The sequence below is a fragment of the Cellulomonas sp. KRMCY2 genome, from assembly GCF_000526515.1.
Classification (GTDB): Bacteria; Actinomycetota; Actinomycetes; order Actinomycetales; family Cellulomonadaceae; genus Actinotalea.
In genome coordinates this window covers 3,074,729-3,088,644 of record NZ_JAGF01000001.1, presented here as the reverse complement: position 1 = coordinate 3,088,644, position 13,916 = coordinate 3,074,729, and the positions used below count along the sequence as shown (strand labels likewise).

The following is a 13,916-nucleotide window of genomic DNA, read 5'->3' as shown; positions in this document are numbered from 1 at the left end:
AGGGTACGTGGCGGTCGCTCGACGGGTGACGGGTGGGTTGCGGGACCGTGGGCGCCCGGCCCGTCAGCCCGCCTGCCGCGCGACCCAAGGAGCGGATTCGCCGGTCACGGACGCCGTCCCGGTGTCAGAATTGTCGGGTAGCGCTGGCCTCGCAGCAGGTGCCTACCCAGGGGGTTCGACATGACGACAACCGACCAACCGAAGACGGGGTGGGGCGTCATGCGGACGACCCTGACCGTGGCAGGGACCCTCGTGGCACTGGTCGCCGGCGTCGTCACGACCGTGCTCGCCCTCCAGGACCGGCCCGCCCCACGCACCCTCGACGACTGGGCGCGGGAAGCCTCCGCACAGTGCGACATCACCCGAGGCGACCTCACCCACCGGTACAGGGAGGCCATCGACGCCATGGACTGGGCACTCGGCGATCCCACAGTGGTGGACACCGAGGTAGTGGCACGCGCCCTTGAAGACACGGCGGACGCTCAGCGAGAGCTCGTCGGACAGCTGCGGAGCCTGGAGTTGCCTGCTCGGGATGCCGCCGCAGTGAAGCAGCTGTTCAGCGATGCCGACACGGTTGACGCGGCGTACCTGCACGTCGTCGACATCGTTGTGCAGATGGATCCGCAGGCCTTCCTTGCCGAACCGCTCCTCAGCGAGTTCCTCGAGGCGCTCGACGGGGCCGGCGCGCTCGTCGACCATCTCGACAACCGCCTCCGCGCACTCGGCGCGGGGAGCTGCACTCTCGGCTGACGGGCGGCGGTGCCCGGCACCGCACTCGCGTGGCAGACGGGCGCCACACCGCGCGGATCATGGGACTGGAGTGAGGCTTGGGGTCCCTGATTGGCACCCCAGACGCCACCGGCCACGCGAGCCACAAGCTCCGCCCCCTCGAACACCCCGCACCGCCGCACGACGGTTTCGCGGCCGAGTCGGCCGGCGGGCGATCCGGCGTACGCCTGATGAGGGCCCTGCATCCCGTGCCGCACGGGCCGTAGACTCGAGGGTGCTGACGAACGTGGGGTTGCCCGCCCGCGTCCCACCCGACACCACCAGCACCCACCCCTACTCCGCAGCGTTCACCCGCACAGTCACGTCAACCGGCTCACTGACCAGCCCGTCGACATCGGCCACCGTGTACGAGACCTCGCTGCGACCGACGAACCCCTCCGCCGGTTCGTACGTCAGCACGCCATCGGCCACCCGAGCCACGCCGTCGGACGACGTCACCTCGTCCTGCACACCCGAAGCCTCCGGGTCGAGGTCCACACTCGTCGGGTCGAGCTCGGAGAATAGGGACACGTCGTTGGCCAGCAGGTCGGCCAGGCCTCTGACTCCTTCGGTCGCGACCAGGACGTCGACCTCGGCCACGGGTGGCTGGTCGCGGTCGCCGTCGGCCACGGCACGTGTCCACTGGCCCACCTGGGTGCAGACCGCCGACGGGCAGTAGGCGGTGAACCCGTCGGAGTCCGGCGGGGTCGTGAACTGGTCCCTCGGCTGCATCAGCCAGTAGAGCGCGACGTCGCCGCCCTGCTCGAAGTACGCGCTCATCCACTGGTGGAAGACGATGCTGCGGGGGGCGTCGCCGCGCCAGCCGTACTCGCCGATGAAGACCGGCTTGTCCACGTCGGCGGCCAGCGCGACGTGCTCGATGACGTACTGCTCGGACCAGTCGACCGTCGTGTCCCAGTGGTCCGGGTACAGGTGCAGGCCGACCATGTCGATGTCCTCGAGCTGCGCGATGGCGCGCGCGTCGACGCCCTGGCTGCAGTCGTCGGTCCAGTGCTCACCGTCCGGCTCGCACCAGAAGCCCTCGTCGCCGAGGCCGACCAGGTGGTTGCCGTCGACGGACTTCACGAAGGCGGCCATCTCGGTGGCCCACGCGGTCAGCGTGTCGGTCGTGCAGTCGGGGCCCGCCTCGTAGCTCCCCGAGGCGACGCAGCGCGGCTCGTTCGCGAGCTCCCAGGCCATGATCGTCGGCTCGTCCTTGTACGCGACGCCGGTGATCGTGTTGACCCGGTTGAGCAGGTGCTCGACCCAGTCCTTGTACCACTGGCGGATCGTCGCGTCGGTGTAGAAGTCGGAGTGGAACTCGGCGCCGGCCCACCTGACGTACTGGTCCATCCCGCCGTAGGGGCCCCAGTTGTTCACGAAGGGCAGGACGAGCCGGACGCCGTGCTCCTTGGCCGAGGCCACCATGTAGTCGAGCTGCTCCAGGCCGGTCTCGCCGTCGTTGAAGGCGGGGGCCTCGGCCGCGGGATCCCAGGAGTGGAAGTAGGTCGTGGTGTTCTGCGGGTCGATCGACGTGGTCGGGTCCGCGGGGTCGCCGATGTCGTTGAACGCCCAGGCGCGCAGCACCCGGTGGTCGTTGTCCGCGACCGCAGCCATGATCTGGTCGACGACTGTCGGGTCGAGGAACATCGGCCGGTAGTTGTTCGATCCGGCGGCGTAGAACGGCTCGCCGTCGAGCATGAACTGGTCGCCGTCGCGGGTCACGAACTCGGGGCCCGGGCCGTCGGCCGGGCTCAGCAGGGCGTAGACGCCGAGACCGGCCCCGAACGCGAACAGTGCGACGAGCACCACGACAACGGCGCGGCGGCGTGCAGACATCGTCGTCTCCTTCAGAGGTCGGGCTCAGAGGCGCGCGATCGACGCGATGTCGTCGAGGAACTCCGCAGCGACCTCGACCGAGACGGTCGCCTTGGTCCCACCGATCGCATCGAGGTAGTCCGTCGTGGACGGTCCGATCGCACGGGCGGACTCGTCGTCGGTGTCGAGCGAGGTCTCGAGCGCCTGCTGGGAGGCCTTGCGAGCGGCGTACTCGATGTCCGCCGGCGAGAAGCCCTCGCTGTTCTGGACGAGCAGGTCGAGGTCGACGCTCCCGGACACCGACGGCGGGATGTAGCGGTCCCAGATGGCGCGACGCGCGGCGTCGTCGGGCAGGCCGATCGGGATGACGTAGTCGAACCGGCCGTGGCGCAGGAACGCGGAGTCGAGGATCCGGATGAAGTTGGTCGCACACACCAGGAGCCGGTCGGGCTGCTCGCGGAACACCGGGATGATCTTGAGCAGCTCGTTGGTCACGCCCTGCATGGGCGACGGCGGTTCGCCCTTGCGCCGGGCGGCGATCTCCTCGACCTCGTCGATGAAGACGACCGCGTGCTCGAGGTCGGCGATCTTGTCGAAGGTCTCCCGCAGCGCGCCGGCAAGCCCCCGCGGATCGGCGGCGAGCCGTGACGGGAACACCTCGACGAACGACCACTCGAGCCGCGACGCGATCGCCTTGGCGAACGTCGTCTTGCCGGTCCCCGGAGGGCCGAAGAGCATGACCGCACGCGGCGGGACGATCCCGTACTGCTCGGCGAGGTCCGGCTTGGCCAGCGGAAGCACGAGCCTGCGTTCGAGCAGGTCCTTCTCACGCTGCATCCCGCCGACGGCGTCCCACAGGCCCCTCGGCAGGATGCGTCCGCCGAGCTCGCTGAGCGCACCGAGCTCTTCGCGCTGCACCGGGAGCCGGCGCTCGAAGTAGCGCAGGCGGCTCTTGACCTCGAAGCCCTGCCCCAGGAAGTCGTCGACCCGGGTCTCGGACTCGGGCAGCAGCGCGGAGAGCTTGGTCAGGCCGTGCGGCTCCATCCGCTTCTCCAGCGCGGCCAGCAGGGCCGTCCCGATGCCGCGGTCGCGCCACTGCTCGGCGGTGGCGAGGAAGACGATCCAGCCCTGTGCGTGCGCCGCGCGGCCGACGACGGCACCGACGATCTCCTCGCCGTGCACGGCCACCAGCGCGTGGTCCTTCTGGCAGGACGCGAGGACCTCGGCGAGCCCGTACACGGGCTCGGCATTGTCGCGCGTGGCGACCTCCCACAGCCGCAGGATGCCGTCGAGGTCATCGGCGTGGAACTCCCTGAGTCGCCATCCCGGCATGTGCGTCCCCACTCGTCCGAGTCGTTGTCACGTCGGCGTCCGCCGGATCCCGGCCTGCGTCGACGATCACGTTACTGCCGCGTCCGCCGCGCAGGGGCTCGGTCGATGGATGCGTGCCGAGGACGCGCACGAGACGGTTCACTGTGATGGACGTGCCGCCTTGGCCCGGCCGCGAAACAGATGACGGGATCCGGACAAGTACAGGTATGCACTCACCAGAGCAGACCCGCGAGCAACGGTTCGCGGACCTGTACGACCGGGCCTACACCGACGTGCTGCGGTTCGTGCAGCGGAGGGCCGGCCCGGAGCGCGCCGAGGACATCGTCCACGAGGCATTCCTGATCACCTGGCGACGGTTCGACGACGTCCCCGAGAGGGCCGATGACGCGCGGGCGTGGCTGTTCGGCACTGCCCGGAACTGCCTGCTCAACGACCAGCGCGGGCAGGTCCGGCGCGGCGCCCTCGAGGTGCGGCTCGCCGCCACGACCAGTTCGTCCACCGACGCCGAGGACGACCTGATCTCCCGGCGCGTCGACCTCGCAGCAGCCTGGCGGCGACTGCGCCCCGAAGACCAGGAGGTCCTGTCCCTGGCGATCTGGGAGGACCTGCCCTCGCCACAGGCCGGCCGGGTGCTCGGCATCTCATCGACCGCCTACCGGATCAGGCTCCATCGCGCGCGCCTGTCGCTGCGCCGACAGGTCGAGACCACCACCTCCTCGGTCCAGCTCACCGAGATCCCAGCAACGGAGTGATCGACATGAACAACGACACCGACCTGACCGCCCTGCGCGCACTCGACGCAGCACCCCACGTCGAGCCCGACGACACCGCCCGACGACACGCCGCCGCGAGGCTGCACCAGATCCTCGCCGGCGAACCCGGCAGCCCGGGCCCGCGCCCTGCCCCGGCGCCCACCGGCCGAGCCCGACGCCTGCGCTGGGTGGCGATCCCCGTCGCCGTCGCAGCGGTGGCCGTCACCTGGGTGATCCCCGAGCTCACGGTCACCGACGCCGCCTACGCCTCCTGGACTCCGGAGCCGGAGGCGATCAGCGCTGCCGACAGCGCCGTCGCCGACGCCGCCTGCCGTGATGCCGGACTGGAGATGGACTCACCGGCGTTGGCGCTCGTCGAACGCCGCGGCGACTGGGTGGGGCTGCTCTACACGAGCGACGAGCCCATGGCCGCGACCTGCCTGGCTCACCTGCCTGCCGGCGGCGACCACGCCGATCAGCTCGACATCGCTGCGGCCGGCGGCCAGGGCGCCGTGCCGGTCGACGGCCAGTTCACGCAGGGCCCGATCTTCCAGCACGGTCCCGGAACCTTCGACCTGCGCCAGCGCCCGACCGTCTCCTTCACCCTGGGTGACGTCGGTGACGACGTCACTGCGGTGACCATCGGGACCGCGGACGGCCAGACCGTGTACGCCACCGTCGGTGACGGGCGCTACCTCGCCTGGTGGCCCGGCCTCGCGTTCGGCGACGAACTCGAAGGCAACGGCGGCCCCGCTCCTGACCTCACGTACACCGTCACCTTGAAGGACGGCACGGTGATCAACGACGCCGAACCCACACGGCCGGAGTAGCAGCGCTCGCCCGCACGCCGCGACCGGAACGACCCCTTCTCGAGAGCCCGCACTAGCCCTGGGAGTCCTGGACCAGGTAGGTGCGGGCCTCCTCGATGCCCACCCCATACGGCGCCGACGTCGTCTGCGCGGTCCCGGCCACGGCGAGCCACGGACCGGCACCGGCGACCTGGTAGACCCCCTGCCAGGTCGTGACCAGCCGCACCTCGAACGTGCCGAGCGACCCATACAGGTGGGCCACCGAGTAGTCCGGGTAGGGCCGACCAGGGTCGGTCGTGACCAGCGGCGCCGACCCGTCACCGAAGTCCCACGCGTACCCGACCGGCGTCGCGCGGACCAGGACCGGCGTGCCGAGGATCACGGTCGAAAGCTCCTGCGGGGCCGGGTCGGTGAACACGATCAGATCCTTGTTGACCAACGCCCGACCACCAGCAGGCTGGAACGTCGGGACCGACGCGACCAGCGGCAGACGACGGAACTCCTCGACCGTCAGGACGACGGCGGCGTCATCCTCCGGGCAGTACCCCTCGTCGACCCGAACCCACGGGCCCACTCCCAGCCCGGTGGCCGGATCGACGTCACGACGCCACAAGGGCGGCAGCGCCTCGGAGCCATCCGCGCAGACGCGCGCCCGAGCGAACGTCTCCGCTCCGTCGACACACGGCGCCCCGGAGGCGGCCAGGTCCGACTCGGTACCGCACACAACCACCGGAATCCGGCGCTCGACGAAGGTCGGGACGATCGTTGGCGACGTGGCCACATCGGTCACCGACGGGTCCGTCTCGGTCGTCTCCGCTCCGGCGAACGTCATCCCATCGCCGTCACCCGCACCCCGGATGCTCGGCTCGTCGACTTCCGTCGACGTCGCCGGCTCGTCGCGACGGACGTCGACCGACGTGGCGCTTGCGCTCCCTGCACCAAGGAACAGGCTCACGGCGACGCAGATGCACACCCTCGCGGAGATCGCGTTCATGCCAAGGGCTCTTCCCTGGTCACGAGCTCAACGAGCACCCAACCGGTCTGGGACCTGATCACGTCGACGAATGCATACTCGCCATAGGCCTCGACCGACCGAGTGACGACGCCATCGGGGCCCGCGACTCGGGCATCAGCCTGCGTGAACTCCAGCTGGACGGTGTACCCACCCAGCACCGCGTCCTGCGGAAACACGTGCACGCCCGCCACCGTGACGTCACCACCTGCGTAGTCCTCATCCGCCGCCGCGAAGTCCTCAACCCATCCGCGCACCGTCGAACAGAACTCACAGTCGGTGGTGCTGATCAGCGCCCACTCTTCGAGATCACCCGACTGCATCACGTAGGGGAACAGCCGCAGGAAGTACTCCGCCGCCGCCGCAGCGCCGACCTCGTCCGACCGCTCCATCTCCGCCGGCCGCACCGGCGCCGTCACCGGGGCGACACCCGGCGTCGCCGTCGGGCCCGGCTCCGGCGTCCCCGTCTCCTGCGCCACCACGCTCGGCGTCGGCCCCGCCTCCGCCGGCCCGGTGCAGCCACCGAGCAGCAGCACACCGACCATGGACAGACCTACCGAAATCGCCCCCCGCGCCATGCGGCGACCCTAGCAACGCGAACCACGCCGCACGGCCGGATCGACGACCTGTGGACAACCAGCGCAACGCTCAGCGACCCGACATCCCGGCGAGCGAGAGCCGCGGGGCACGGGGAGACCGACCCGGTGCACCGACCCCGCTCACGGACTCGCCGCGAGCCCCGCCGCCGTCGCGCGCTCGACCACCTCGGGCAGGGCCGCGAGCAGTGCGTCGACGTCCGCCTGCGTCGACGTCCGGCCGAGTGAGAACCGCAGGGCGCCGCGGGCACTGGTCTCCGACACGCCCGAGGCGAGCAGCACGTGCGAGGGCTGCGGCACGCCGGCCTGGCACGCCGAGCCCGTCGAGCACTGGATGCCGCGGCTGTCGAGCAGGTAGAGCAGCGAGTCCCCCTCGCAGCCCGGGAAGGTGAAGTGCGCGTTCGCGGGCAGCCGCCCGTCACCGGGCTCCGGTCCGCGCAGCTCGGCCTGCGGGACGGCGGCACGGACCCCGGCCACCAAGCGGTCGCGCAACCCGGCGAGCCGCACCGCCTCGTCCGGACGGGCCGTCACCGCGAGGTCCACGGCGACGGCGAAGGACCGGATGGGCGCGACCGGCAACGTCCCGGACCGCACGCCGCGCTCCTGACCGCCACCGTGCAGCACCGCCGTGAGCTCCAGCCCGCGCCGCGCGAGGAGTGCACCGACACCCACCGGCCCGCCGAGCTTGTGCGCGGAGACCGTCATCGCGTCCAGACCGCTCGACGCGAAGTCGATCTCGAGCTGCCCGGCGGCCTGGACGGCGTCGGAGTGCACCGGGATCCCGTACCGCCGGGCCAGTGCGACCACGTCGGCCACCGGCTGCACGGTCCCGATCTCGTTGTTCGCCCACATCACGCTGATCAGGGCCACCTGGTCGCCGCGCTCGTCGAGCTCGGCGCGCAGCGCGCCGAGGTCCAGCCGCCCGGCCGGGTCGACGGGCAGCAGGACGATCTCGGCACCGGCCTGCGAGGCGAGCCAGAACGCGGGGTCCAGCACGGCGTGGTGCTCCACGGCCGAGACCAGGACCCGACGTCGAGCCGGCTCGGCGGTGGTGCGGGACCAGAACAGGCCCTTGACCGCGAGGTTGTCCGCCTCGGTGCCGCCGGCGGTCCAGATCACGTCGCTCGGCCTGGCGCCCAGCCGCGCAGCCACGAGCTCGCGCGACTCCTCGACGACCCGCCGGGCGGCGCGTCCGGCGTCGTGCAGGGACGAGGCGTTGCCCGTGCGGGCGAGCTCCGCGACCAGTGCCTCCACGGCACGCGGGTGCATCGGAGTCGTCGCCGCGTGGTCGAGGTAGGCCGTCACGAGGCAGAAGTCTACGAAGGGACTGGCACAATCCTCCCGTGACCTCTGAGCCGAGCCCGCCACCGCGTGCCTTCAGCGGCTCACGGCTCGCCTGGGCGGACCTGCCGCGTACCGTACGGACACGCATCGCGACCCTGGCCGGCTCGGATGTGATCTCCGAGACGAGTGCGACCAGCGGGTTCAGCCCCGGCTACGCGTCCCTGCTCGAGCTCGGCAGCGGAACGCGGCTGTTCGTCAAGGCCGTCTCCGCCGAGCAGAACCCCGAGTCCCCCGTGCTCGCGCGGGCCGAGGCCCGGGTCGCCGCGCTCCTTCCGCCCGCCGTGAGCGCCCCGGCGCTGCGCTGGTGGGACGACGACGGGACGTGGGTGATCCTCGCCTTCGAGGCGGTCGAGGGTCGGTCGCCCGAGCAGCCCTGGCGGCCCGAGGACCTCGATCGCGTCCTGGCCGCGCTGACCGATCTTGCAGCGGCCGGCACCCCGGCCCCGGACGGGCTCCGCTCGGTGTCCGGCGACGTCGAGGCGTACGCGACCGGATGGGCGAGCCTCGCAGCCGACGACGCCGCGCTGGACCGCGCCGTGGCAGCTGTCGGGCCGCACGGTGCGTGGCTGCGTGCGCACCTACCGGAGATCATCGGGTGGTGCGACCAGGCGCCGGCCGCGAGCGCCGGCACGACCCTCGTGCACGGTGATCTGCGAGCCGACAACGTGATGCTCGGCCCCGACCGGGTGTGGCTCATCGACTGGCCGCACGCGACGGTCGGCGCCCGCTGGTTCGACCTGCTTGGCATGCTGCCCAGCGTCGCGATGCAGAACGGCGGCGACCCGGACCCGCTCTTCTGGGCCCACCCGAATGCGGTCGGCGCCGATCGGGACGCCGTCCGGGCGGTCCTGGCCGCGCTCACCGGCTACTTCGTGCACGGTGCGGTCCAGCCCCCACCGCTGGGCATCGCGAACCTGCGAGCGTTCCAGCTGGGGCAGGGCATCGCCGCGCTGAGCTGGCTGCGCGAGCTCTGAGCTTCCGGACCTGAGCTGAGGGCTTCCGGACCTGCGCTGTGGGCTCCCGGGCCCGCTCTGAGAGCTCGCCCACCTGCGCGACGACGTCGGCCGGTCGGGCCGGACGCGCTCAGGCGTCAGCCGCGCGCAGCCGACGGATCTCGGCAGCGGCCTGCGGCAGCACCGTGAACAGGTCCCCCACGACGCCGAAGTCGGCGATCTCGAAGATCGGCGCCTCCGGGTCGGAGTTGACCGCGACGATCGTGCCGGACGACTGCATCCCACCGCGATGGTGCACCGCGCCGGAGACCCCGGCGCCGATGTAGAGCTTCGGGGAGATCGTCACCCCGGTCTGGCCGATCTGGGCGTCGTGGCTGATCCAGCCCTCGTCGGTCGCGACGCGCGTCGCACCCACCGCCCCGCCGAGCGCGTCGGCAAGGTCCTCGACGACGCTGAAGTCGCCGTCGGTCCCCCGCCCGCCGGTCACCACGATCTGCGCCTCGCCGAGCTCGGGCCGGTCGGACCCGGCCCGTTCGGTGCGTCCCACGACGCGTACGCCGAGCAGATCGGCGGGGACGGCGACGTCGTGCACCTGCACCTGGGGCGTCGTCGGCGTCGGGGCCGGCACGACCGGCACCGCGTTGGGCTTGAGCGCGACGACGGCCTTCTCGACGGTCACCTCACCACGCAGGGTCCAGGTCGCGGCGAACGCCTGCTGGACGGTGACCACCCTGCCGTCCACGCCACGCTCGACACCCGCGGCGTCCACGACCAAGCCGGCGCCGGTGGCCAGCGCGAGCCGGGCGGCGACCTCCTTGTTCTCGAACGTCGAGGACAGCAGGACCGTCGTGGCCCCGACCGCGCCGGCGACCTGCTCGAGGATCTGGGCCACGCCGGGTGCGAGCCGCGCCTCGGGGCCGTCGAGCCGGACCTGGTGCACGACTGCCGCACCGTGCTCGCCGAGCAGCCCGAGGGCCCCGTCGAGCCCGTCGCCGAGCCACGCGACGTGCACCTCGCCCAGCCCGCGGGCGGCGGTGAGCAGCTCGAGGGCGGGCCCGCGGAGCGTGCCGTCGTGGTGGTCGACCAGGACGAGGACGGTGCTGCCGGTCATCGGGTCTCCTTCAGACGAGGTTGTTCTCGGCGAGGTAGGCGGCCAGGCGCAGGCCGGCATCTCCCTCGTCGGTGATGAGCACGCGGTTCTCCCGCGGCGGGCGCGGCACGGCCTCGAGGACGCGCGTGCGGGCCGCCGCCTCGCCGACGTCCGCGGCGTCGATGCCCAGGTCCGCGAGGGACCAGGTGGTCACAGCCTTCTTGCGGGCCGCCATGATCCCCTTGAACGACGGGTAGCGCGGCTCGTTCGCCTGGTCCGTCACGCTCACCACGGCGGGCAGCGGCGCCTCGAGCACCTCGGTCACGAGGTCGAGCTCGCGACGTACCCGCACGACGCCGTCGGTCACGGTGAGCTCGGCCGCGAGGGTCGCCTGTGGCAGGCCGAGGTGGGCGGCCAGGAGCGTCGGCATGACGGACATCAGCCCGTCGAGGGCCGCCATGCCCGTGACGACCAGGTCGATCGGCTCATCCTTGCCGAGCTCGCGCAGCGCGGCGGCGAGCACGAGCGCCGTGCCGAACGCGTCCGAGCCGGCGATCGCGTCGTCGATCACGTGCACCGCGTGGTCCGCGCCCATCTGCAGACCGCGGCGCACCGCGTCCACGGCGTCGTCCGGGCCGACAGTGAGCACCGTGACCTCGCCACCGTGCTGCTCGACGAGGGTGACCGCGGCCTCGACCGCGTTCTCGTCGAGCTCGTTGAGGGTGCCGTCCCCGCCGGTCCGGTCCACCCGGCCGGTGTCGGTGAACTGGCGTTCGGCCTGCAGGTCGGGCACGTGCTTGACGCAGACGACGATCTTCATCGGCTCAGCTCTCCTGGCTCCGTACGGTTCGCTGCGGGCCCCGTCACGCCGGAACCGCCGGGCCCCGGAGCGCTCGGCCCCCAGGAAGGCTACCCCGGGCCTGCTCCGGCCACGACGACGGCGCCAGGTGCCGGACACCGGGCGAAAACGACCACGAGGACAGGGAATCACCCCCCTTGCCGAGCCTCCCGATGCCCGAGCACCCGTCTCTCTGGTCCAGACTTCTCCCCATGGGCGCAACCGGACCGACGGGGCGACCCCCTCACCGCCTGGGCGTGCACCTGGCGGGCGACGGGGTCGACGTCGCTGTGCTCGCGTCCCACGCCGACGCCGTCGAGCTCTGTCTGCTCGATCCCGACGCGACGAGCGACGACGGCTGGGCCGAGCGGAGGATCCCGCTGAGCGGGCCGGTGCACGGTGTCTGGTTCACCCACGCCACCGGGGTCCGCGCCGGCCAGCACTACGGCTTCCGCGCCCACGGGCGTTGGGACCCCGCCGCGGGCACGCGCTACAACCCCGCCAAGCTGCTCGTCGACCCGTACGCGCGCGGCACCGAAGGTTCGGTCGTGCCCGGCCAGGCCGTCTACGGCCACCGGGTCGACGAGGCGGGGAACGTGGTCGGGGACGCACCCGAGCTCGATCCGACCGACTCGCGCGCGGCCGTGCCGCACGCCGTGGTCATCGACGACCAGTTCCACGGGACGCCGGTCGGGCGTCCGGACGTGCCGTGGTCGGACACCGTGATCTACGAGGCGCACGTGCGCGGCCTGACGCAGCAGCTGCAGGGGCTGCCGGCCGAGCTGCGCGGCACCTACGCCGGGCTCGCGCACCCGGTGACCGTCGCGCACCTGCACTCGCTCGGCGTCACGACGCTCGAGCTGCTGCCGATCCACGCCATGGTCAGCGAGCCGCACCTGCTGCGCCGCGGGCGGACGAACTACTGGGGCTACAGCACCCTCGGCTTCTTCGCCCCGAACCCCGACTACGCGACAGCGGCCGCGCAGCAGGCCGGCGCGCAGGCCGTGCTCATCGAGGTCAAGGGCATGGTCCGGCTGCTGCACGCCGCCGGCATCGAGGTGGTCCTCGACGTCGTCTACAACCACACCTGCGAGGGCGGCACCCACGGACCACAGCTGAGCTGGCGCGGCCTGGACCCCACCGTCTACTACCTGCACGACGGCGGGATGCCGGCGCGGTTCGCCGACGTGACCGGCTGCGGCAACTCGCTGGACTTCCGCCGGCCGCGCGTCGTCCAGATGGCGCTCGACTCGCTGCGCTACTGGGCGCAGGAGGTCGACATCGACGGCTTCCGCTTCGACCTGGCGGTGACCCTCGGCCGGGACGACGACGGCTTCACGCCCAACCACCCGTTCCTGGTGGCCCTGCAGACCGACCCGGTCCTGGCTCACCGCAAGCTGATCGCCGAGCCCTGGGACGTCGGCCCGGGCGGCTGGCGCACCGGCGCGTTCCCGGCGCCGATGGCTGAGTGGAACGACCGCTTCCGCAACGCGGTGCGGACGTTCTGGCTCGGCGACCCGGCGCAGGCGGCCCACGGTCGACCGGGGCACGGCGTGCGCGAGCTCGCCACCCGTCTGGCCGGGTCGGCTGACCTCTTCGGCTACTCCGACCCACCGCTGATGCGGGGCGCGGTCTCGTCGATCAACTACGTCACCGCGCACGACGGGTTCACGCTCGCGGACCTCGTCGCCTACGAGCACAAGCAGAACTGGGCCAACGGCGAGGAGAACCGCGACGGCTCCGACGACAACCGCTCGTGGAACCACGGCATCGAGGGCTCGGTCCGGGACCTCGTCATCGGCACTGAGATCCTGCCGCTGCGGCGCCGGTCGATCCGGAACCTGCTCGCGACCCTGCTGCTGTCTGCCGGCACGCCGATGATCACCGCCGGCGACGAGCTGGGGCGGACCCAGCGCGGCAACAACAACGCCTACACCCTGGACGACGAGACCTCATGGCTGCGCTGGGAGCTGGAGCCCTGGCGCGAGAACCTTCTGGCCACGAGCCGCTACCTGCTGTGGCTGCGCCGAGAGCACCCGGCCCTCCGATCGAACGGCTTCTACCTCGGCAAGCCACGCGGCGCGACCGACCAGCCCGACCTGGACTGGCGGGGCGCGAACGGCGAGCCGGTCAGCCACGGGCAGTGGAACGACCCCGCCATGCGAACCCTGCAGATGGTGCGGACGGCCAAGGACGGCTCGTGCGTGCTGCTGGTCATCAACGGATCGCTCGACCCGGTCGAGGTGGTGCTCGCCCCTGCGCCGCGACAGGGCGGAGCGGTGGCCGAGGACGGTGCCGGTGTTGACGGTGCCGGTGCGGGTGCCGGCGCCGGTGCGGACGGTGCCGGTGCGGACATCGACGGTGCGGACGTCGACGACCCGGCGCCGGGCCCGTGGAAGTACCTGTGGGACTCCGTCTGGGAGCGGCCCGACGACCTGCACACTGCCGCGATGATCGGCGCGCTGCACCCGCCGGCCGACGAGCGCCTGGTCCTCGACCCGCTGAGCGTCCGGGTGTACGTCGCGACCTGAGGCCCTCGACTGGAGCGTTCGGCCCTCGAGTGGAGCGTTCGCACCTCAAGTGGAGCGTCCGCACCTCGACGCC

General features: G+C 72.0%; 12 protein-coding genes. 5 read left to right on the top strand and 7 right to left on the bottom strand.

Features of this window, described 5'->3' with window-relative positions; translation table 11 throughout:
• Positions 1-252: 252 nt before the first annotated feature.
• Positions 253-750 (top strand): hypothetical protein, encoded by a 498-nt coding sequence (locus K415_RS0114540; protein WP_155859481.1) that lies wholly within the window; start codon positions 253-255, stop codon positions 748-750.
• A gap of 312 nt (positions 751-1,062) precedes the next feature.
• Here the strand turns inward: K415_RS0114540 and K415_RS0114535 are convergent, their stop codons facing one another.
• Together K415_RS0114535 and K415_RS0114530 are read right to left on the bottom strand one after the other, a co-directional pair.
• Complete coding sequence (locus K415_RS0114535; protein ID WP_081785056.1) at positions 1,063-2,607, bottom strand: cellulase family glycosylhydrolase; 1,545 nt, start codon at positions 2,605-2,607, stop codon at positions 1,063-1,065.
• Between the two features lie 24 nt (positions 2,608-2,631).
• Positions 2,632-3,918 carry an ATP-binding protein gene (locus K415_RS0114530; protein ID WP_024287772.1) on the bottom strand — a complete coding sequence of 429 codons (1,287 nt, stop codon included), beginning with the start codon at positions 3,916-3,918 and terminating at the stop codon, positions 2,632-2,634.
• Between the two features lie 206 nt (positions 3,919-4,124).
• Here K415_RS0114530 and K415_RS0114525 point away from each other — a divergent pair, with 206 nt between their 5' ends.
• Positions 4,125-4,670 (top strand): RNA polymerase sigma factor, encoded by a 546-nt coding sequence (locus K415_RS0114525; RefSeq protein ID WP_024287771.1) that lies wholly within the window; start codon positions 4,125-4,127, stop codon positions 4,668-4,670.
• 5 nt (positions 4,671-4,675) lie between these two features.
• Positions 4,676-5,500 carry a hypothetical protein gene (locus tag K415_RS0114520; protein WP_155859480.1) on the top strand — a complete coding sequence of 275 codons (825 nt, stop codon included), beginning with the start codon at positions 4,676-4,678 and terminating at the stop codon, positions 5,498-5,500.
• Between the two features lie 52 nt (positions 5,501-5,552).
• Here the strand turns inward: K415_RS0114520 and K415_RS22925 are convergent, their stop codons facing one another.
• From K415_RS22925 to K415_RS0114505, 3 genes are all read right to left on the bottom strand, one after another.
• Positions 5,553-6,473: a hypothetical protein gene (locus K415_RS22925; RefSeq protein ID WP_024287769.1), complete on the bottom strand. Its 921-nt coding sequence runs from the start codon at positions 6,471-6,473 to the stop codon at positions 5,553-5,555.
• Positions 6,470-6,910, bottom strand: a complete 441-nt coding sequence (locus K415_RS0114510; protein WP_155859479.1) for a DUF6318 family protein — start codon at positions 6,908-6,910, stop codon at positions 6,470-6,472. The genes K415_RS22925 and K415_RS0114510 overlap by 4 nt, the downstream gene beginning before the upstream one ends.
• A 300-nt stretch (positions 6,911-7,210) precedes the next feature.
• Positions 7,211-8,392, bottom strand: a complete 1,182-nt coding sequence (locus K415_RS0114505; RefSeq protein WP_029663850.1) for a cysteine desulfurase family protein — start codon at positions 8,390-8,392, stop codon at positions 7,211-7,213.
• A gap of 38 nt (positions 8,393-8,430) precedes the next feature.
• Between K415_RS0114505 and K415_RS0114500 the strand changes: the two genes are divergently transcribed.
• Positions 8,431-9,405, top strand: a complete 975-nt coding sequence (locus K415_RS0114500) for a phosphotransferase family protein (protein WP_024287767.1) — start codon at positions 8,431-8,433, stop codon at positions 9,403-9,405.
• 109 nt (positions 9,406-9,514) lie between these two features.
• Here K415_RS0114500 and K415_RS0114495 read toward each other — a convergent pair whose 3' ends face one another.
• Positions 9,515-10,495, bottom strand: a complete 981-nt coding sequence (locus K415_RS0114495) for an electron transfer flavoprotein subunit alpha/FixB family protein (protein WP_024287766.1) — start codon at positions 10,493-10,495, stop codon at positions 9,515-9,517.
• A 10-nt stretch (positions 10,496-10,505) separates the two neighbouring features.
• Entirely contained in the window at positions 10,506-11,294 is a 789-nt protein-coding gene (locus K415_RS0114490; RefSeq protein WP_024287765.1) for an electron transfer flavoprotein subunit beta/FixA family protein, read from the bottom strand.
• Between the two features lie 230 nt (positions 11,295-11,524).
• Between K415_RS0114490 and glgX the strand changes: the two genes are divergently transcribed.
• Positions 11,525-13,843 carry a glycogen debranching protein GlgX gene (glgX, locus tag K415_RS0114485; protein WP_024287764.1) on the top strand — a complete coding sequence of 773 codons (2,319 nt, stop codon included), beginning with the start codon at positions 11,525-11,527 and terminating at the stop codon, positions 13,841-13,843.
• The last annotated feature ends 73 nt before the right edge of the window (positions 13,844-13,916 follow it).

Coding starts and splice junctions, on each gene's coding strand:
- K415_RS0114525 (WP_024287771.1), top strand. CDS start 4,125: ATGCACTCACCAGAGCAGACCCGCGAGCAACGGTTCGCGGACCTGTAC.
- K415_RS0114490 (WP_024287765.1), bottom strand. CDS start 11,294: ATGAAGATCGTCGTCTGCGTCAAGCACGTGCCCGACCTGCAGGCCGAA.
- K415_RS22925 (WP_024287769.1), bottom strand. CDS start 6,473: ATGAACGCGATCTCCGCGAGGGTGTGCATCTGCGTCGCCGTGAGCCTG.
- K415_RS0114530 (WP_024287772.1), bottom strand. CDS start 3,918: ATGCCGGGATGGCGACTCAGGGAGTTCCACGCCGATGACCTCGACGGC.
- K415_RS0114495 (WP_024287766.1), bottom strand. CDS start 10,495: ATGACCGGCAGCACCGTCCTCGTCCTGGTCGACCACCACGACGGCACG.
- glgX (WP_024287764.1), top strand. CDS start 11,525: ATGGGCGCAACCGGACCGACGGGGCGACCCCCTCACCGCCTGGGCGTG.
- K415_RS0114535 (WP_081785056.1), bottom strand. CDS start 2,607: ATGTCTGCACGCCGCCGCGCCGTTGTCGTGGTGCTCGTCGCACTGTTC.
- K415_RS0114520 (WP_155859480.1), top strand. CDS start 4,676: ATGAACAACGACACCGACCTGACCGCCCTGCGCGCACTCGACGCAGCA.